The sequence below is a fragment of the Cupriavidus sp. GW822-FHT03E04 genome (assembly GCF_058801495.1).
Window position 1 is genome coordinate 293,766 of sequence record NZ_JBXANI010000002.1, and the last position, 19,184, is coordinate 312,949.

Annotated in this window: 14 protein-coding genes; 8 read left to right on the plus strand and 6 right to left on the minus strand. The window is 66.9% G+C overall.

Features of this window, described 5'->3' with window-relative positions; all coding sequences use genetic code 11:
• Positions 1-15 precede the first annotated feature (15 nt).
• From AC1RQC_RS03375 to AC1RQC_RS03385, 3 genes are all read left to right on the plus strand, one after another.
• Positions 16-2,670: a circularly permuted type 2 ATP-grasp protein gene (locus tag AC1RQC_RS03375; RefSeq protein WP_492376276.1), complete on the plus strand. Its 2,655-nt coding sequence runs from the start codon at positions 16-18 to the stop codon at positions 2,668-2,670.
• Positions 2,671-2,690: 20 nt separating this feature from the next.
• A complete protein-coding gene (locus AC1RQC_RS03380) occupies positions 2,691-3,617 on the plus strand; it encodes a transglutaminase family protein (protein ID WP_492831524.1) in 927 nt (308 codons plus the stop codon).
• A gap of 78 nt (positions 3,618-3,695) precedes the next feature.
• A complete protein-coding gene (locus tag AC1RQC_RS03385) occupies positions 3,696-4,634 on the plus strand; it encodes an alpha-E domain-containing protein (RefSeq protein ID WP_492387268.1) in 939 nt (312 codons plus the stop codon).
• Between the two features lie 986 nt (positions 4,635-5,620).
• Here the strand turns inward: AC1RQC_RS03385 and AC1RQC_RS03390 are convergent.
• The 6 genes from AC1RQC_RS03390 to AC1RQC_RS03415 form a co-directional block, all read right to left on the minus strand.
• Entirely contained in the window at positions 5,621-6,388 is a 768-nt protein-coding gene (locus AC1RQC_RS03390) for a ParA family protein (RefSeq protein ID WP_150993633.1), read from the minus strand.
• Positions 6,389-6,470: 82 nt separating this feature from the next.
• Entirely contained in the window at positions 6,471-7,613 is a 1,143-nt protein-coding gene (rodA, locus tag AC1RQC_RS03395) for a rod shape-determining protein RodA (RefSeq protein WP_492376560.1), read from the minus strand.
• A 12-nt stretch (positions 7,614-7,625) separates the two neighbouring features.
• Complete coding sequence (gene mrdA / locus AC1RQC_RS03400) at positions 7,626-9,944, minus strand: penicillin-binding protein 2 (RefSeq protein ID WP_492376561.1); 2,319 nt, start codon at positions 9,942-9,944, stop codon at positions 7,626-7,628.
• Between the two features lie 72 nt (positions 9,945-10,016).
• Positions 10,017-10,529, minus strand: a complete 513-nt coding sequence (gene mreD, locus AC1RQC_RS03405) for a rod shape-determining protein MreD (RefSeq protein WP_150992634.1) — start codon at positions 10,527-10,529, stop codon at positions 10,017-10,019.
• A complete protein-coding gene (mreC, locus tag AC1RQC_RS03410) occupies positions 10,526-11,542 on the minus strand; it encodes a rod shape-determining protein MreC (protein ID WP_492882457.1) in 1,017 nt (338 codons plus the stop codon). The genes mreD and mreC overlap by 4 nt, the downstream gene beginning before the upstream one ends.
• Before the next feature lie 202 nt (positions 11,543-11,744).
• Complete coding sequence (locus AC1RQC_RS03415) at positions 11,745-12,788, minus strand: rod shape-determining protein (RefSeq protein ID WP_035859663.1); 1,044 nt, start codon at positions 12,786-12,788, stop codon at positions 11,745-11,747.
• Between the two features lie 665 nt (positions 12,789-13,453).
• On the opposite strand from AC1RQC_RS03415, the gene gatC reads away from it, so the two are divergent.
• The 5 genes from gatC (at position 13,454) to gatB (ending at position 18,303) form a co-directional block, all read left to right on the plus strand.
• The gene (gatC, locus tag AC1RQC_RS03420) at positions 13,454-13,753 is read left to right on the plus strand and encodes an Asp-tRNA(Asn)/Glu-tRNA(Gln) amidotransferase subunit GatC (RefSeq protein ID WP_441640157.1); all 300 of its coding nucleotides are present in this window, start codon (positions 13,454-13,456) and stop codon (positions 13,751-13,753) included.
• Positions 13,754-13,848: 95 nt separating this feature from the next.
• Complete coding sequence (gene gatA / locus AC1RQC_RS03425) at positions 13,849-15,354, plus strand: Asp-tRNA(Asn)/Glu-tRNA(Gln) amidotransferase subunit GatA (protein ID WP_253932840.1); 1,506 nt, start codon at positions 13,849-13,851, stop codon at positions 15,352-15,354.
• A complete protein-coding gene (locus AC1RQC_RS03430; protein ID WP_492376563.1) occupies positions 15,351-15,818 on the plus strand; it encodes a hypothetical protein in 468 nt (155 codons plus the stop codon). The genes gatA and AC1RQC_RS03430 overlap by 4 nt, the downstream gene beginning before the upstream one ends.
• Positions 15,815-16,765 carry a dienelactone hydrolase family protein gene (locus tag AC1RQC_RS03435; protein WP_492882458.1) on the plus strand — a complete coding sequence of 317 codons (951 nt, stop codon included), beginning with the start codon at positions 15,815-15,817 and terminating at the stop codon, positions 16,763-16,765. The genes AC1RQC_RS03430 and AC1RQC_RS03435 overlap by 4 nt, the downstream gene beginning before the upstream one ends.
• A 77-nt stretch (positions 16,766-16,842) precedes the next feature.
• Positions 16,843-18,303 carry an Asp-tRNA(Asn)/Glu-tRNA(Gln) amidotransferase subunit GatB gene (gene gatB, locus AC1RQC_RS03440; RefSeq protein WP_492376565.1) on the plus strand — a complete coding sequence of 487 codons (1,461 nt, stop codon included), beginning with the start codon at positions 16,843-16,845 and terminating at the stop codon, positions 18,301-18,303.
• Positions 18,304-19,184 lie beyond the last annotated feature (881 nt).

Sequence of the window (19,184 nt, forward strand, 5' to 3'; positions counted from 1 at the left end):
CCAAAGCCGCGCCCCGTGTCTCTTCAGCCGTCCCTGCCTTTTGATGAAACCGCCCCTGCCGTCGACGCGGTGATGCACCGCGCGCGGCCGGTGCCGCCCGGGCACCTTGATGAACTGGGGGCATGCGGGGACGGGTTGCGCGAGCCCTGGGCGCGCTTTTTCCAGATACTGGGCGAGGAAGGGATCGACGGCCTTGACCAGCAGGCTGCCGCCATGGCGCGCCAGATCCGCGACAACGGCGTGACCTACAACGTCTACGCCGACAACACGGACAAGGCCGGTGCGCGCGCCTGGGCGCTGGACCTGCTGCCCTTCCTGGTGAGCGAGGAAGACTGGCAGCGGATCGAGCGCGGCGTGGCGCAGCGCGCTGAGCTGGCCAACGCCATGGTGGCCGACATTTACGGGCCGCAGGCATTGCTGTCCAAGGGGTTGCTGCCGGCCGGCCTGGTCTTTGGCCATCCCGGCTACCTGCGCCCGCTCAAGGGCTACCAGCCGCCGGGCGGCAACTTCCTGCACATCGTCGCGGTGGACCTCGCGCATACCTTGGAGGGCGGCTGGACGGTGATGGCCCACCGCACGGAGACGCCTTCCGGCATGGGCTACGCGCTGGAGAACCGCCTCATCATCTCCAGCCTGTTCGCCGATGCCTTTCGCGAGCTGCGCGTGCGGCGCCTGCCCGCCGCGTTCTCGCAGCTGGTGGCCACGCTGGCGCAGCAGCCCGCGGCGCAGCCACCCGCGCCGGAATCCGCGGCGGGCGCCGCCGCCTCGGTCAGCAAGCACATCGTGCTGCTCACCCCGGGGCCCTACAACGAAACCTATTTCGAGCACACCTTCCTGGCCCGCTACCTCGGCATCACGCTGGTCGAGGGCAAGGACCTGACGGTGCGCAACGACGTGGTGTACCTGAAGACGCTGGCCGGGCTGGAGCGCGTCGATGTGGTGTTGCGCCGCCTGGACGACGCCTATTGCGATCCGGTCGAGCTGCGCCAGGATTCCACGCTCGGCGTGCCCGGGCTGCTGCAGGCGATGCGCGCGGGCAATGTGCTGGTGTCCAACGCGCCCGGCTCGGGCTTCCTGGAGACGCCGGCCATCCACGGCTTCCTGCCGGCCATTTCCCGCGCGCTGCTGGGCGAGGAATTGCTGCTGCCGGGCGTGCCCAGCTGGTGGTGCGGCGAGGCCACGGCGCGTGAGGAGGCGCTCGGGGAATTCACCGAAGCCTTCCTGATGCCAACCTACCCGCGCGGCATGGCGCAGCCGTGGGAAGGCCCGCGCCTGGGCATGGAGCGCGGGCTGCAGCGCCTGGCGGACTGGCGCGAGCGCATCGAGCAGGTGCCGGATCTGTTCACCATCCAGGCCGATCTGCCGCTGTCGCACGCACCACGCTGGGAAGGGCCGCATATCGGCTCGCGCGCTGCCATGCTGCGGGTCTATGCCATTGCCGACGGGCGGGGCGGCTGGCAGGTGATGCCCGGCGGCTTCACCCGGCTTGCGGGCGAGGGGCAGCCGGCGGTATCGATGCAGCTCGGCGGCTCCAGCGTCGACACCTGGGTGCTGTCGAGCCAGCCGGCGCAGCCGGGCGCCACGCCGCTGCAGTTCCCCATGGCCGGCGCGGCGCGCGGGCCGGCGGCCAAGCCGCTGGCGGTGTCCAGCCGCGCCGCCGAGAACCTGTTCTGGGCCGGCCGCTATGCCGAGCGCGCGGAAAACAACGTACGCCTGTGCCGCCTGGTGCTGGGCTCGATCGAAAGCAGCGACGACCGCGACGACAGCGCGCTCGACGTGATCGGCGAACTGGTGCTCGCCTGCGGCCTGCTGCCGACCGGCGCGCCGCAGCCGCGCGCCTCGCTGCGTGTGTTCGAGCGCAGCCTGGTGTCCGCGCTGGCGCAAAGCGCCGGCTGGACCAGCGTGGGCCAGAACCTGGCCAGCCACGTGCACGCCGCCACCGAAATCCGCAACCGGCTGTCCAACGATCACTGGCGCACCATCCTGGCCGCGCGCAACGATTTCGGCGATGCCATGGAGGCGGCCTGCGCGGGGAGTCCCGGCGGTGGCGGCGACGCGGGCATCTACGACCGTCCGCGCGTGCTGGCGGCGCTGGATCACCTCTCCATGCAGCTCGCCGCCATCAGTGGCGCGCAGGGCGACCGCATGACCCGCGACGAAGCCTGGCGCCTGCTGTTTATCGGCCGCCATATCGAGCGCGTGGCCACGCTCTCGACGTTCCTGCGGGTGTTTGCGCACAACGGCGCGCTGCTGCACCGGACCTGCTTCGATTTGCTGCTGCACCTGTTCGACAGCACGCTGACCTTCCGCGCGCTGTACCCGGGCCGCTCCGATGTGCCCGCGCTGGTCGACCAGCTGGTGATCGAGCCGACCAACCCGCGCGGGCTCTACGGCTTGCTGGCGCGGCTGCGCGTCAAGCTCGGCCAGATCTCGCCGCCGGCCAGCCCGGCCGGCACAGGGCGCGTGCCGCTGCCGCAATGGCTGCCCACCGTGGAGACGCTGCCCGGCTGGGAAGCACTATGCCAGCGCGGCGCCGACGGGAAATACACCAATCTGGTGCAACTGTGCGAGCAACTGACTGACATGATGGTGCAGCTCTCGGACGAAATCAGTGCGCGCTACTTCAGCCATGCCGGCATGGCCGGCACCCGCGTCGGGGCGCAACCATGAGCGCAACCATGAATGCGACGATGAGCCAGGCGCAAGACGTTGCCGAGCCCGCGCCAGAAGGCGTGGCCTCCGTGCTGACGATTCATCACAAAACCATCTACGATTACTCCGCGCCGGTGGAGAACGCCCAGCAGCGCGCCGTGGTGTTTCCGGTGACCTGCCCATGGCAGGCGGTGCACGCGCACAGCACGCAGATCGAGCCGCCGCCGTCGCACCAGCATGCGGACATCGACGCCTTCGGCAACAACGTGCTGTACTTCACCATCGACGTGCCGCACGACTATATGCAGCTCGCCTGCGAGAGCACAGTCAGCGTCACGCCGCGCTGGGCGTCGCTCGACCCCGCCGCCAGCATGCCGTGGGAGACGGCCGTCGCCGCGCTGCGCTTTCGCGCCGGGCAGCCCTTCCTGCCGGAAAGCGAGTTCTGCTTCGCCTCGCCCAACGTGGCGCTGCATCCCGATCTCAAGGCCTACGCGCTCGCCAGCTTCGCGCCCGGCGTGCCCGTGGTGGCCGGCGCCATCGACCTGATGCATCGCGTGCACGCCGACTTCGAATACCAGACCACGGCCACCGAGGTCGATACCCCGGCGCTGCAAGCCTTCGGCCTGCGCAGCGGCGTGTGCCAGGATTTCGCCCAGGTCATGATCGGCTGCCTGCGCTCGCTCGGCCTCGCGGCGCGCTACGTCAGCGGCTACCTGTGCACCGAGCCGCCACCCGGCCAGCCCAGGCTGATCGGCGCCGACGCTTCCCATGCGTGGCTGTCGGTGTACTGCCCGCTGGCCGGCTGGGTCGACCTCGATCCCACCAACGACGTGCTGGCCGACACCAGCCACGTCACGCTGGCGTTCGGGCGCGACTATAGCGATGTCTCGCTGCTGCGCGGCGTCATCGTGGGCGGCGGCGCGCACGATGTGGAAGTGGAGGTCAGCGTGCTGCCGGTCGAGTAGGCACCGCGCCGCGGTCAGCGGCTGGCAAGCCAATTGCTTGTCAGTAGCCTGGGTTTGCCGAGAAAAGGGGGAATCATCATGCTAAGCCGCACCGCCGACCACCTGTTCTGGATGGCCCGCTACACCGAGCGCGCGGAAAACACCGCCCGCATGCTCGACGTCAACTACCAGGCTTCGATGCTGCCGCAATCACCCGAGGTGGCACAGCAAGGCTGGCTGGCGATGCTCGACGTGACGGAGCTCACGCCGGTATTCGCCGCGCACCACGGCGCGGTCGTGCACGAGGAAGTGATCGATTTCATGGTGCGCGACCTGAGCCACCCGGCGTCGATCATGTCCTGCCTGCGCGCCGCCCGCGAAAACGCCCGCGCCGTGCGCGGCGCACTCACCACGCCGCTGTGGGAGACCATCAACACCACCTGGCTCGATGTCCAGCAGATGGTTGCCGACGGCATCCTGCGCCAAGATCCGGCGCAGTTCTTCGAGTGGGTCAAGTTCCGCTCCCACTTAACGCGTGGTGTGGAAGCCGGCACCATGCTCAAGGACGAAGCCTACTGTTTCATGCGGCTGGGCACCTTCCTGGAGCGCGCCGACAACACCGCGCGCATTCTCGACGTCAAGTTCCAGGCCACCGACCTCGGCCTGCAGCAAGACGATTTCTACCAGTGGGCCGCGGTATTGCGCTCCGTGTCGGGGCTGGAGATGTATCGCAAGGTCTATCGCTCGGTGGTCACGCCGGAGCGCGTGGCCGAGTTGCTGATCGTACATCCGGATATGCCGCGGTCGCTGGCGGCCAGTTTGCGGGAGGTGGTTTCGTTGCTGGCGCAGGTGCGCAATGGGCAGTCAGTGGAGACGGAGCGGCGGGCGGGGAAACTGCATGCCGAGCTTAAATTCACTCGGATCGAGGATATTTTTTCTGTCGGGATTCATGGGTGGCTTAGCGATTTTCTTCGCAGGATCCATGAGCTTGGGGGTGGGGTTAGTCGGGATTTTTTGATGAAGGGGGTGGGGGGGTAGGGGGTAAGGGGGTAGTGGCTTTTGGGGGGCTTTCGCTGTTTATTTGAGCGGTGATGGTTTTTGGACCCAAGGGCCATACGACATCCGCCTGCGGGGGCTGCCGGTCACTCTTCTTTGCGTCGGCAAAGAAGACTAACGAGAAGAAAGCCGACCCTGCCGGGCGCAGAGCAATAAGGCTGTTCAGCCTCGGTGGTTGCGTCGTACGGCCCTGAGTGTTTGCTGGCCGATCCTACCGGCCCCAAGGACATCGTTTCTGCATGACCCATGGGTTACGTGGTGGTGCCCCTGACCTCGTGTGCGGTGCCCGTTCCCAGATCTGCCGTTCGCGGTGCGAGGGGCTGCGCCGTTTCGGGCGTGGCTGGTTTCGTGGTTTTGTCTCGGAGGACGAGCGCCGTGAGTGTGGTGAGGCCCCCGGTAGCAGACATCACTTGCTTCAAACCGTCTGTCGCTCGCGGCGTGGCTGGCCACGAAGTTGCAAGCGCACCGGTTCCGTCGTGGGCGCGGTGGCACCGCCTTGATTAGCCCGAGACCTTCACCACCGCGCCCGCCCCACCACGAAACCATTGGTAGGCGATGTATCGTGATGGCGCGCGCCGGTAACGGCAGATTGGCGAATGGGCACAGACTCCACTACCGGGGGCCGCACCGCGCATTCCGGAAATCGGCAGCGTCGTGGCCCTTCAAACCGGTACCGGCAGATGCCCGCAGAACTGAGGCCATACGACGAAACCAGCGTCCCTCGCACCCGCGATTGCTCTGCGCCCGGCAGGGTCGGCTTTCTTCTCGTTAGTCTTCTTTGCCGACGCAAAGAAGAGTGACCGGCAGCCCCCGCAGGGGGATGTCGTATGGCCCTTGGGCGCAAAAACCAACGCCGATGAAGTAAACAGCGACGCCCCCGGCAGGGTAATGTCGTACGGCTTTTGGGTGCAAAAGCCATCGCCGCACAAAGAAACAGCGACCAACACCTCATGGCCGCTACCCAATCCCTACCCCACCAACTCCCGATGCAACGCCAAATACTCCAACGCCAACTTATGCCTCGGATCCAGGTGAATCATCGGCATCGCATGCTGATGCGACTCCCGGATCTTCACGGACGACGACAACCGTGAATTCAACACCGGCAACCCTTCGCCGACCAGTTCCTCCACCAGTTGCAACGGCAAGGTGGCGCGCGGCTGGAACTGGTTGATCACGATCCCTTCGACTTCCAGGTCCGCGTTGTGGTCGTGCTGGATCTCTTTCACGTTGTCGAGCAGCGTGTAGAGCGCGCGGCGGGAGAAGTCGTCGCAGTCAAAGGGAATCAGGCAGCGCTGGACGGCAATCAGCGCGGAGCGGGTGTAGAAGTTCAGCGCGGGCGGGGTGTCGATGTAGATGGCGTCGTACGCGTCTTCCAGCTCGATCAGCGCGTCGCGCAGCTTGTAGATCTTGTAGCGGGATTCGAGCTTGCCGTGCAGCGTATCGAGCTCGGGATGGGCAGGCATCACATCGAGGTTTTCGAACGGCGTGGCGTGGATGAACGCGGTGACATCCAGCGGCTTGAAGCTGTATGTGAGCGCGGTCTCGAAGAAGTCGGCCACCGTCGGGGTGGCCTCGGCAGCGTGCGCGCCGAGCAGGTACTGGCTGGAGTTGCCTTGCGCATCGAGGTCGATGACCAGGGTGCGCAGGCCTTCGCTGGCACTGATGGCCGCCAGGTTGCAGACGATGGTCGACTTACCGACTCCGCCTTTCTGATTGAATACGACGCGCCGCATTTGAGCCCTTGGAGGTGAACGTTCCAAAGGAGAGAGGATACCTTAGCAAGGTGTCATTTCAGCGGCCAAATCGCACGCCAGGCTATGTTTGTATCAGCCGCTTTTGCCGCGAGATACTCATCAGGATCCCGATGCCCATGCCCAGCGTCACCAGCGCCGTTCCCCCGTAGCTCAGCAGCGGCAACGGCACGCCCACCACGGGCAGGATGCCGCTCACCATGCCCATGTTCACAAAGGCATAGGTGAAGAAGATCAGTGTGATCGATCCCGCCAGCAGCCGCGAGAACAGCGTCGGCGCGTTGGCCGCGATGTACAGCCCGCGGAAGATCAGCAGCAGGTAGAGCACTAGCAGCACGGCGTTGCCGATCAGTCCGAACTCTTCGGAGAACACCGCGAAGATGAAGTCGGTGTGCTTCTCGGGGATGAACTCGAGGTGCGTCTGCGTGCCCTTGAGCCAGCCTTTGCCGAACACCCCGCCGGAGCCGATGGCGATGATGGACTGGATGGTGTGGAAGCCCTTGCCGAGCGGGTCGGTGGTGGGGTCCAGCAGCGTGCAGATGCGGTGTTGCTGGTAGTCGTGCAGGATCGGCCAGTTCACGCCGGGGGCGCAGATATCGTGCTCGAAGCTGACCAGCGCGGTGATGGCGACCACCGCGATGGCGAGCAGCGGCAGGATGATCTTCCACGACAGGCCGGCGAAATAGATCACGTAGAGGCCGGCGGCCATCACCAGCAGGCCGGTGCCGAGGTCGGGCTGCTTGGCGATCAGGCCCACGGGCACGCCGAGCAGCACCAGCGCCAGCACAAAGTCGAACCACCTGATCGAGCCCTCCCGCTTCTGGAAGTACCACGCCAGCATCAGCGGCATGGCGATCTTCATGATCTCGGAGGGCTGGATCACCATGCCGACGTAGAGCCAGCGCCGCGCGCCCTTGCGGATCAGGCCGAACATGGCCACCGCCACCAGCAGGGCCACGCCGATCGTATAGAGCGGCACCGCCACCCGCATCAGCGTCTGGGTTGGCAGGTAAGCGATGACCCACATCACCAGGTAGGACAGCAGGATGTTGCGCAACTGGTCCTCGACCCGGCCGGGCATGTCGATCGCAGCGGAGTAGAGCGCCACGATGCCGGTGGCGAACAGCAGGAAGACGATGAGCGCGAGTGGCTTGTCAAAGCCGGTCAGGGCCGTCTTGATGAACGATAGGACGCGGCGGCGATCCATGGCGCGTCTCCTTCAGCGTGAAGCGTTGCCGCCGGCCGCGGCGGGCGCGGTTGCCGGTTTGGCGCGGGGTTTCGAACTGGCGGGCGCCATGACTGGCGAGGCGGCCGGAGCGGGGGGCGGCGCCGGGCGGCTGTGGCCGAGGGCCTGCGCCATGCGCTGGTCCAGCGTCTGCACCGCCGAGGCGGGCGGGATGGCGGCGGGGTCGATCACCGGCGCCACCACGGCAGAGGCGGCCGTGGCGGAGGCGCCGGCGCGGGCTGCCACCCGCGCCGCCGGCACGCTGGCGCCTTCGCTGGTGGCGGCGGCTTCGCTCGCGCCCATGACGGTGGCGCTGGCGATGCTGGCGGTGTGGCCGGTGGTAAACACGCTGGGCGTATCCACGGGCGGCTTGCCGCCGGCGCGTTCGGACGCGGGCGGGGCGATGTTCGCCAGTTCTTCCGGCCACTTGCCCGTCAAATAGTAATCCATCACCTTGCGTGCGATCGGCGCGGCCACGGCACCGCCGAAGCCGGCGTTTTCCACGATCATCGCCAGCGCGATCTTCGGGTTGTCGGCGGGAGCGAACGCGGTATAGAGCGCGTGGTCGCGCTTGCGCTCGTCCAGCGCGTGGTGGTTGTACTTCTCGTTCTTGCCCATGGTGAAGGTCTGCGCCGTCCCGGTCTTGCCGGCGGACTCATAGGCGGCGCCGGCGAACGCGCGGGCGGCGGTGCCCGAGTGCGTCACGCCGACCATGGCGCGCTTGATCACGTCGATATCCGACTGCTTGAGCGGCAGGCGGTAGCTTTCCTTGGGCACGGTGAGCTCGCGCTCGCGGCTGACCGAATCCTCCACCGCTTTGACCAGGTGGGGCTTCATGGCGATGCCGTTGTTGACCAGGATGGAGGTGGCGTTGGCCAGCTGCAGGATGGTGAAACTGTTGTAGCCCTGGCCGATCCCCAGCGAGATGGTTTCGCCGTCATACCATTTCTGCTGCTCGGGCTTGCGGTAGGCGCGGCGTTTCCAGTCGGTGGAGGGCAGGATGCCGCGGCTCTCGCCTTCGATGTCGATGCCGGTGATCTGGCCGAAGCCCAGCGGCTTCATGAAGTCGTGGATGCCGTTGACGCCCATGTCGCGCGCCAGCATGTAGTAATAGGTGTCACACGACTGAATGATGGAGGCGTTCATGTCCACCCAGCCGTGGCCGCCCGGCTTGTCGTCGCGGAAGGTATGGTTGCCGAGCGTGAACGAGCCCGGATCGTGGAAGCCCCAGGCCGCGGTGCGCTTGCCGGTGGTGAGTGCCGCCAGCGCCATGAACGGCTTGTAGGTGGAGCCGGGCGGGTAGGTGCCGCGCAGCGGGCGGTTCAGGAGCGGCTTGTCGGGCGAGCCGTTGAGCTCGTTCCAGGTATTGGTGTCGATGCCTTCGACGAACAGGTTGGGGTCGTAGGTCGGCTTGGAGACAAAGGCCAGGATGTCGCCTGTGGCCGGCTCGATTGCCACCAGCGCGCCACGCTTGTCGCCAAACAGCGCCTCGGCCAGTTGCTGCAGGCGGATGTCGAGCGACAGGATCAGGTTGTTGCCGGGCGTGGCGGGGGAGGTAGACAGCGTGCGGATGGGCCGTCCGCCCGCGCTCACTTCCACTTCCTCGAAACCGGTCAGGCCGTGCAGCTCGGTCTCGTAGCTTTGCTCGATGCCGATCTTGCCGATGTAGTTGGAGCCCTTGTAGTTGTCGGCGTCCTTGCGCGGATCGTATTTGGCGCCTTCGGCGCTGTTGGCCTCGTCCATGGCCTCGATGCGTTCCTGGTCGCGCTGCGAGATGCGGCCCAGGTAGCCGATCACGTGCGAGGCGGACTCGCCCATCGGGTACTGGCGGAACAGCCGGGCACGCACGTCCACACCGGGAAAGCGGAAGCGCTGGGCGGAGAAGCGTGCCACTTCCTCATCGGTGAGCTGGCTGCGGATCGGCAGGCTTTCGAAGCTGCGCGACTCCTCCATCAGGCGCTTGAAGCGGCGGCGGTCGCGCGGCTGGATGTCGATCAGCTGGGCCAGTTCCTCGATGGTGTTGTCGAGCGTGTCGGACAGCTTGGACGGGGTGATTTCCAGCGTGTAGGCGGAATAGTTGCGCGCCAGCACCACGCCGTTGCGGTCCATGATGATGCCGCGGTTGGGCTCGATCGGCGCCACCGAGATGCGGTTGTCCTCGGCCTTGGCCGAGTACTGGTCATGCTTGTACCACTGCAGCCACAGGAAACGGCTGAACAGCAGGCCGAAGCAGATCACGGCAAACAGGCCCGCCGCCGCTACGCGGATGCGGAAGCGGCCGAGCTCCTGTTCGACATTGCGTATTTCGGTCATGGTACTGCGTCAGCCTTGCGGTTTGCCGCGCCCCCCAAGGGGGCACGGCGGGACTTCGGTTGGGGTAAAGCGTCAGATTGGCCGGGTTTCGTCCACGTCGGCGCTGCGGCGCTGCGGCGCCAGCAGCATGCCGGTGGCCAGCGGCCACAGCAGCGCTTCGATGCCCGGCGCCAGCAGCAATTGCCAGCCGGGCAGCGGCGCGCCCATGGCCAGGCGGATCAGCACCGGCACAGCGTGGGCGATGAACAGGAGCGGCAGCACGTGCAGCGCCTGGGTATAGACCGTGAACCAAAGCACGCGGCGATGGATGGTGATGGCGAAGTACGCCAGCAGCGAGTAGGCCATGGCGTGCTCGCCCAGCAGGCGCGCGTCATGCACGTCCATCAGCAGGCCGAGCGCGAAGGCCACACCCATGCCGACCTTGCGCGGCTGGTGGATGTTCCAGAACACCAGCACCAGCGCCACCATGTCGGGCACCCACAGCGTGGTGCCCCAGGGCATCAGGTTGAACAGGAAGGCCAGCACGAAACTCAGCGCGATAAACGCGGGGTTGACCGGGCGCAGCAGGTATTGGGGATTGGTCAACGCTTGGGCTCCTTGGCCGGGGCGGGCTTGTCAGTGGGCTTTACTGCGGGTTTGTCGGCGGGCTTCTCGGCCGGCCGCTCTCCTGAGCGTTCGGCATCCCGCACGCCCGGGCGGTTCGCCCTGACGCTTCGCGCTTCCTTGGCGTCGCGTGGGCCGTCGATGGACTCGCGCGGCGGCAACTGCGCTTCGTAGCGGATCACCAGCAACTGGCGGTGCGAACGCACGCCGGCCACCGGTTCGCAGTACACGCGCGAGAAGGCGGTATCGGCCTTGCGCTCGATCTGGACGATCTTGGCCACCGGCAGGCCTGGCGGGTAGGTGCCGTCCAGGCCGGAGGTCACCAGCAGGTCGCCCTGCTGCAGGTCGGCCGAGGCGGCCATGAAGCGCAGGTCGAGCAGGCCGGCGCGGGCGCCGCCAAAGGCCACGCTACGCAAGCCGTTGCGCACTACCTGCACGGGAATGGCCTGTTCCTTGTCGGTCAGCAGCGTGACCTCCGACTGGAACGGCGAAACCCGCGTGACCTGGCCGATCACGCCGCGTTCGTCGATCACGGGGTAGCCCGCGCGCAGGCCATGCTGGCTGCCGCGGTCGATCACGATGCGCTGGCTGTAAGGGTCGCGGGCGTCGTACAGGATCTCGGCCGCCGTCACCGGCGTGGCCGACTGCTGTACCAGGCCAAGCAGCTTGCGCAGCTGGTTGTTCTCGGCCTCGAGCTGGGACTGGCGCACCGAACCCTCGGCCTCGGTCACCATGCGGCGCTTGATCTCGCGGTTCTCGCTGGCGAGGGTGGCGGATGACTGGGCGTAGTCGAAGGTGGCGCGCAGCGCGTCGCGCGGCACCAGCACCGCGCGCTCCACCGGCATCAGCACGGTGGCGGCAACCTGGCGCACCACGCGCAGGGCGTCAAAGCGCGCATCAACGATGAGCAGCGCCAGCGCGATCGTCACATAGAAGACGAGGCGCGCAACGGCGGAAGTGCCCTGCTTGAAGAGCGGCGGCGGAGTGTAATCCATTTACCCGTGCGCTGGCAGAAAGGTCCCCCGGTGCCACAGGCACGACCGCGCCGCGGCACGCCAGCCGGAGTGGCTGGGGCGTCGCGGCGCGGTGTGGTGCACGGGGACTGGCGGGGTCGGGAGGGTAGCGCGGCAAGGCGCTGCCTCGACCAGGTAGTCCGGCAGGCCGCGTCGCGCCACGTGCGAATCCTCTGCTTACGCTTTATTCGTAAGAAAAGATGCTGCCGAGCTTGTCCATGCGCTCGAGCGCCATGCCGGAGCCGCGCACCACGCAGGTCAGCGGGTCTTCGGCGACCAGCACCGGCAGGCCGGTTTCCTCGGCCAGCAGGCGATCCAGGTCGCGCAGCAGCGCGCCGCCGCCGGTCAGCATCATGCCGCGCTCGGCGATGTCCGCGCCGAGTTCCGGCGGGGTTTGTTCCAGCGCGATCTTGACGGCCGACACGATCTGGTTGAGCGGATCGGTCAGGGCTTCCAGGATTTCGTTGGACGACACCGTGAAGGCACGCGGGATGCCTTCGGACAGGTTGCGGCCCTTGACTTCCATTTCGCGGACTTCTGAGCCGGGGAAAGCCGAACCGATGGCCTTCTTGATGGCTTCGGCGGTCTGCTCGCCGATCAGCATGCCATAGTTGCGGCGGATGTAGTTGACGATGGCTTCGTCGAACTTGTCGCCACCCACGCGCACCGAGCCCTTGTAGACCATGCCGCCCAGCGAGATGATGCCCACCTCGGTGGTGCCGCCGCCGATATCCACCACCATCGAGCCCGACGGCTCCGACACGGGCAGGCCGGCGCCGATCGCGGCCGACATCGGCTCCTCGATCAGGTACACCTGGCTGGCGCCGGCGCCCAGCGCCGATTCGCGGATGGCGCGGCGCTCGACCTGGGTCGAGCCGCAGGGCACGCAGATGATGATGCGCGGCGAGGGGCGCAGCAGCTTGGTGTCGTGCACCATCTTGATGAACTGCTTGAGCATCTGCTCGGTGACCGTGAAGTCGGCGATCACGCCGTCTTTCATCGGGCGGATCGCTTCGATGTTGCCCGGCACCTTGCCCAGCATCTGCTTGGCTTCCTTGCCCACTGCCTGGATCGTCTTCTTGGCGTTGGGTCCGCCTTCCTGGCGGATGGCGACCACGGACGGCTCGTCAAGGACGATGCCCTTGTCACGCATATAGATCAGGGTGTTGGCGGTGCCGAGGTCGATCGCGAGATCGTTGGAGAAGTAGCTGCGGAGAAATCCGAACATCAGGAATCCTGTTTCTGGTGGTTCGCGAGTATGCGAAGTGGCCGGCGCCGCTGCGGGGCCAGCCACGATATTCATAGCGACGGGTAGTATTAAGGCCCCCGGTCGTCCGGTGGGGCCGGCGCCGTTGCCAGTCCGCGTTGTCATCCGCTGCGAACTGCCAGGGCCAGGGCCGCCAGCCAAGGCCGCTTTGCCAGGTGGCGAAAGCAGCCTCTACGGGAACCTTTGATTAGACCACGCGCGAAAGTTCGGTGGAACGGCGCTGCAATTACAAATTAATTGCTGGCGGGGGCGGCCTAATCGGAGGAACCTGTCTGTCATCCCTTGGGGGCCTTCAAGCCTGCGCCGGCGCGGGCCGGTCGGGCCACGCGGCCAGTGCTGGCTGGCCCGGGTGCCGGAGTGCGCCGCCGGGGTGTCCCGCCGGAGTGTCTCGCCGGAGTGTCTCGCCGGAGTGTCTCGAAATGCTCCGGAGGAGGCGGTTTTGCACCAATGTGACGAAGGCGCGGCCAAAGGATGGCAACGCGCAATGATACCTTATAATTCCCCCTGTTTCGGGGGCTTCTTCCTCGAAAAAACCTGTAACTTTGACGATTCCCGGGCGCTCCCGGCAGCACTTGCCCGGCCCGCCCCGGCCGCGCCCGCATCGCCTTTCGCACCGACCCCAAGCCATGGCTCTCGACCTATCCGACGTCAAGCGCATCGCCCACCTTGCCCGCATCGAAATCAACGATGCCGAGGCCGGGCAGACGCTTGTGCAGCTCAATCAATTCTTCTCCCTGGTCGAACAGATGCAGGCGGTCGACACCACCGGCATCGTGCCGCTGGCCCACCCGCTGTCCGCGGTGCGCGAGATGTCGCAGCGGCTGCGCGACGACGTGGTCACCGAGCCCAGCCGCCGCGAGGACTACCAGCGTCCCGCCCCGGCCACCGAAGGCGGCCTCTACCTGGTGCCCAAGGTCATCGAATAAAGGTCAGACGCACCCCGGCCCTCGACCCAGCGGCTGCGCCGCGCCGCCTCCAGGCTGCGCCGGCAGCCATCACCTGCCAAGCCAAACCGACCGACATGCCCTTTTCCGCAACTTCCGTGACCTCCCTGCGCGAGCTTTCCGACGCGCTGGCGGCACGCTCCGTCTCCGCCGAAGAACTGGCGCGCGATTACCTGGCCCGCATCGAGCAGGCGGGTGCGCTCAACGCCTTTGTCGACGTCAACCCCGAACTCACCCTGGCGCAGGCCCGCGCCGCCGACGCGCGCCGCGCGCGCGGCGAAGCCGGCCCGCTGACCGGCGTGCCGATCGCCCACAAGGACGTGTTCGTCACCCGTGGCTGGCGCGCCACGGCGGGCTCGCGCATGCTGGCCAACTACGAAAGCCCGTTCGACGCGGCCGTGGTCGAGCGCCTCGCCGCCGCTGGCATGGTCACGCTGGGCAAGACCAATATGGACGAGTTCGCGATGGGCTCGTCCAACGAGAACTCGCACTTCGGCCCGGTCAGGAACCCCTGGGACGCCAGCCGCGTGCCGGGTGGCTCCTCGGGCGGGTCTGCGGCCGCCGTGGCCGCCGGCCTGGCGCCTGCCGCCACCGGCACCGACACCGGCGGCTCGATCCGCCAGCCGGCCTCGTTCTCCGGCATCACCGGCATCAAGCCTACCTATGGGCGCGTGTCGCGCTACGGCATGATCGCCTTCGCCTCCTCGCTCGACCAGGGCGGCCCGATGGCGCATACCGCCGAGGATTGCGCCATGCTGCTGGGCGGCATGGCCGGCTTCGACGAGCGCGACTCCACCAGCGTTGCGCCCGCCCTGGGCGGCGTCGACGAGGACTACACCCGCCTGCTGGGCCAGGCGCGGGTGGGCGCCAGCGCCGGCAAGCCGCTGTCAGGGCTGCGCATCGGCCTGCCGAAGGAATATTTCGGCAAGGGCTTGGCAGCGGACGTGGAGCAAGCCGTGCGCGCGGCGCTTGCCGAGTACGAAAAGCTGGGCGCCACGCTGGTCGAGGTGTCGCTGCCCAAGACCGAGCTGTCGATCCCCGTGTACTACGTGATCGCGCCGGCCGAGGCATCGTCCAACCTGTCGCGCTTTGACGGCGTGCGCTTTGGCCATCGCGCCGCCGAGTACCGCGACCTGATGGACATGTACAAGAAGACCCGCGCCGAAGGCTTCGGCCCCGAGGTCAAGCGCCGCATCATGGTGGGCGCCTACGTGCTGTCGCACGGCTACTACGACGCCTATTACCTGCAAGCACAAAAGATCCGCCGCATCATCGCTGACGATTTCCAGCGCGCCTTCACCCAGTGCGACGTGATCATGGGCCCGGTGGCGCCCACGGTGGCGTGGAAGCTCGGCGAGAAGAGCGCGGACCCGGTGCAGATGTACCTGGCCGACATCTTCACGCTGTCGACCAGCCTGGCCGGCCTGCCCGGCATGAGCGTGCCCTGCGGGCTGGGCGAGGGTGGCATGCCGGTTGGCCTGCAGTTGATCGGCAACTACTTTGGCGAGGCCGAGCTGCTGCAAACGGCGCACGCCTTCCAGCAGGCAACGGACTGGCACCTGCGCCGGCCCGCGCAGGCATGATCGCAGCGCGCTGGCTGTCCCGCATCGTGCTCGGCATCGGGCTGGCCGCTGCATTGGCGGCCTGCATCCCGCTGCCGCGCTTTGGCGGCAAGCCCCCGCCGATTGCCAGCCGCGACATCGACCTCGCCGGCGATTGCCGCCGCACCGAGGAAGACGGCTTTCGCGAGGATGCGCAGGTGCGTGTGACGGACAACACCGTGCAGCAGTTGTCATGGAAGCTGTGGGTGGGCAAGCGCGGCTCGTGCAGCTTCAACCTGGCCGAATTCCGCCAGACCCAGAAGAAGCCGCATATCGAGCTGCGCGCCAACGACGGCAGCGCCTGCAAGCTGATGATCTGGCAGGATCCGCGCCGGGTCACGCTCGCGCACGCCAATTGCGAGGCGCGTTGCTCGCCGGGCATCTACGAAGAAGCCTGGCCGGTGATGTTCGAGCCTGGCGGCGGCGGTTGCGCGCAGACCCGATGAACCCGCTCAACGCCATGTCCCGAGCCGCCCACGGTTGCATCGCCGCTCGCCTGAAGGCCTTCTTCAGCCTGGGCGCATGCGCCTTGCTGCTGGCAAGCCACGCCGTGCTGGCGCAGGCTTCCATGCCGGCGGCGCAGACGGTGCGTTTCCCGGGCGCCGACGGCGGCCAGCCGCTCAGCGGCTACTGGTTCGTGCCGCAGCGCAGCGCCGCGGCCCCGGTCCCGGGCGTACGCGTGGTGATTGCGCTGCACGGCTGCGGCGGGCTGCACCGCAGTGGCGGCGCGGATGCGGCAGCGCTCCAGAGCCGTTACCGCGAGTACGTGCAGTGGCTGACCGCGCGCGGCTACGCGGTGCTGCTGCCCGACAGTTTCGGCCCGCGCGGCAAACCGGATGGCATCTGCACCGAACGCATGGACAGCCGCGACATCGACGACGCCACGCGGCGCGGCGATGTGCTGGCGGCGTTACAGTGGCTCGCGCAGCAGCCCGGCGTGGACACCGCGCATATCGTGCTGCTGGGCTGGTCCAACGGCGCGCAGGCGGTGCTCAGTGCCATCGACGCCAGCCGCGACTGGCCGGCGGGCGCACCGGCGATCGAGCGCGCCGTGGCTTTTTACCCTGGCTGCAAGAGCGCGGTACAGCGGCATGAGTACCGCCTGCGCACGCCCCTGCTGCTGCTGACCGGCGGCGCCGACGACTGGACCCCCGCCACCCGCTGCGCCATGCTGCGCGAGGCGGTCGCGGCGCGCCAGCCGGATGCGCGTTTTCGCCTGGAGATCTACCCCGGCGCGTATCACGGCTTTGATGGCACCGAGCCGCTGCGGGTGCGGCGCGATGTGCCTAACGGCTCGCGTCACGGCCAGGGCGTGACCGTGGGCGGCGACCCGATCTCGCGCGATGCGGCGCTGGCGCAACTGGATTCATGGCTGGCCAGCCCGAATCCGTGAAAGAACACCGTAGCCATACATAGCCACACGTAGCAAACAAGTAGCAACACATACAGCACACGAACAGGAATACCGCCATGCAATGGGAAGTGGTGATCGGCCTCGAGACGCACACGCAGTTGTCGACGGCCTCCAAGATTTTTTCCGGTACCTCCACCGCCTTCGGCGCGGCGCCGAACACGCAAGCCTCGCCGGTTGATCTGGCGCTGCCCGGCGTGTTGCCGGTGCTTAACCGCGGCGCGGTCGAGCGCGCCATCCAGTTCGGCCTGGCGATCGGCGCCACCATCGCGCCGCGCAGCATCTTCGCGCGCAAGAATTACTTCTACCCCGACCTGCCCAAGGGCTACCAGATCAGCCAGTACGAGCTGCCGGTGGTGCAGGGCGGCAGCATCAGCATCCAGGTCGAAGGCAAGAAGGGCGAAACCTACGAAAAGACCGTGCAGCTCACGCGCGCCCACCTCGAGGAAGACGCCGGCAAGTCGCTGCACGAAGATTTCGCCGGCATGACCGGCATCGACCTGAACCGCGCCGGCACGCCGCTGCTGGAGATCGTCACCGAGCCCGACATGCGCAGCTCGGCCGAGGCCGTGGCCTACGCCAAGGCCCTGCACGCGCTGGTGATGTGGCTGGGCATCTGCGACGGCAACATGCAGGAAGGCAGCTTCCGCTGCGACGCCAACGTGTCGGTGCGCCCCTATGGCAGTCCCAAGCTGGGCACGCGCCGCGAGATCAAGAACCTGAACTCGTTCCGCTTCCTGCAGCAGGCCATCGACTACGAAGTCCAGTGGCAGATCGCCGAGATCGAGGATGGCCGCGAAATCCAGCAGGCCACCGTGCTGTTCGACCCGGACACCGGCGAGACGCGCGCCATGCGCACCAAGGAAGACGCGCACGATTACCGCTACTTCCCCGACCCCGACCTGCTGCCGCTGGAGATCGACGCCGCCTGGATCGCGCGCGTGAAGTCCGAGCTGCCGGAGCTGCCGGTGGCCATGCAAGCGCGCCTGGTGTCGCAATACGGCCTGTCCGCTTACGACGCCAGCGTGCTGACCGCCTCCAAGTCGCTCGCGAACTATTTCGAGGCGGTGGTCGCTGAAGCTGGCGCGGCCAATGCCAAGCCGGCTGCCAACTGGCTGATGGGCGACGTGTCGTCGCTGCTCAACCGCGAAGGCATCGCGCTGGAAGCCGCCCCGGTCAAGCCGGCCCAGCTGGCCAAGCTGCTGGTGCGCATTGCCGATGGCACGGTGTCCAACAACACGGCCAAGAAGGATGTCTTCCCGGCCATGTGGGCAGGCGAAGAAGGTGCCGACGCCGACGCCATCATCGCGGCCAAGGGCCTCAAGCAGATGTCCGACTCGGGCGAGCTGGAAAAGATCATCGACGACGTGCTGGCTGCCAATGCGAAGTCGGTGGAGGAGTTCCGTGCTGGCAAGGAGAAGGCGTTCAACGCGCTGGTGGGGCAGGCCATGAAGGCCACCAAGGGCAAGGGGAATCCTGCTCAGGTGAATGAGTTGCTGAAGAGGAAGTTGGGGGCGTAAGGGGGGCGTAAGGGGGGGCGTAAGGGGGGGTGTAGGGGGGGTAGTGGCTTTTGGGGGCTTTCGCTTTTTCTTTGAGCGGTGTTGGCTCTTGCACCCAAAAGCCGTACGACATCCCCCTGCGGGGGCTGCCGGTCACTCTTCTTTGCGTCGGCAAAGAAGACTAACGAGAAGAAAGCCGACCCTGCCGGGGGCAGAGCAATCGGGCTTATGTGGGGCTGTGGTTGCGTCGTACGGCCCTGAGTGTTGGCTGGCGGATTCTACCGGCCCATAGGGCATCGCTACTGCATTACCCAATGGTCACGTGGTGGTGCCCCTGATCGCTTTGCCCGGTGAGCATTCCACCATCTGCCGTTACCGGCGCGCGCCATCACGACACATCACCCGTCAATGGTTTCGTGGTGGGGCGGGCGCGGTGGTCAGGGTCGTGGGCGTATCAATCCGGTGCCACCGCGCCCACGACGGAACCGGTGCGCCTGCAACTTCGTGGCCGGCCACGCCGCGAGCGACAGACGGCTTGAAGCAAGTGGTGCCTGCTACCGGGGGCCTCACCACGCATCCCGGAAGCTGGCAGGATCGTGGCCAGTCAAGCCGGTACCGGCAGAAGCCCGCCGGCACTCCGGGCAGTACGACGCAACCACCGAGGCCCATGAGCCTTATTGCTCTGCGCCCGGCAGGGTCGGCTTTCTTCTCGTTAGTCTTCTTTGTCGACGCAAAGAAGAGTGACCGGCAGCCCCCGCAGGGGGATGTCGTATGGCTGTTGGGTGCAAAGGCCAACGCCGATAGAGACGAACCAACGAGCCCACACATCCGAGCCCTTGCGCCCAAAAACCAACGCCGACCACTCCCCCAAAATTTCCCCCTAACCATTTGCTACACTGCCC

Bases quoted from the DNA above. Each gene is read 5' to 3' on its own strand.
- AC1RQC_RS03380 (WP_492831524.1), top strand. From the start codon at position 2,691: ATGAGCCAGGCGCAAGACGTTGCCGAGCCCGCGCCAGAAGGCGTGGCC.
- gatC (WP_441640157.1), top strand. From the start codon at position 13,454: ATGGCTCTCGACCTATCCGACGTCAAGCGCATCGCCCACCTTGCCCGC.
- mreC (WP_492882457.1), bottom strand. From the start codon at position 11,542: ATGGATTACACTCCGCCGCCGCTCTTCAAGCAGGGCACTTCCGCCGTT.
- AC1RQC_RS03415 (WP_035859663.1), bottom strand. From the start codon at position 12,788: ATGTTCGGATTTCTCCGCAGCTACTTCTCCAACGATCTCGCGATCGAC.
- AC1RQC_RS03435 (WP_492882458.1), top strand. From the start codon at position 15,815: ATGAACCCGCTCAACGCCATGTCCCGAGCCGCCCACGGTTGCATCGCC.
- AC1RQC_RS03430 (WP_492376563.1), top strand. From the start codon at position 15,351: ATGATCGCAGCGCGCTGGCTGTCCCGCATCGTGCTCGGCATCGGGCTG.
- gatA (WP_253932840.1), top strand. From the start codon at position 13,849: ATGCCCTTTTCCGCAACTTCCGTGACCTCCCTGCGCGAGCTTTCCGAC.
- mrdA (WP_492376561.1), bottom strand. From the start codon at position 9,944: ATGACCGAAATACGCAATGTCGAACAGGAGCTCGGCCGCTTCCGCATC.
- AC1RQC_RS03385 (WP_492387268.1), top strand. From the start codon at position 3,696: ATGCTAAGCCGCACCGCCGACCACCTGTTCTGGATGGCCCGCTACACC.
- gatB (WP_492376565.1), top strand. From the start codon at position 16,843: ATGCAATGGGAAGTGGTGATCGGCCTCGAGACGCACACGCAGTTGTCG.
- AC1RQC_RS03390 (WP_150993633.1), bottom strand. From the start codon at position 6,388: ATGCGGCGCGTCGTATTCAATCAGAAAGGCGGAGTCGGTAAGTCGACC.
- rodA (WP_492376560.1), bottom strand. From the start codon at position 7,613: ATGGATCGCCGCCGCGTCCTATCGTTCATCAAGACGGCCCTGACCGGC.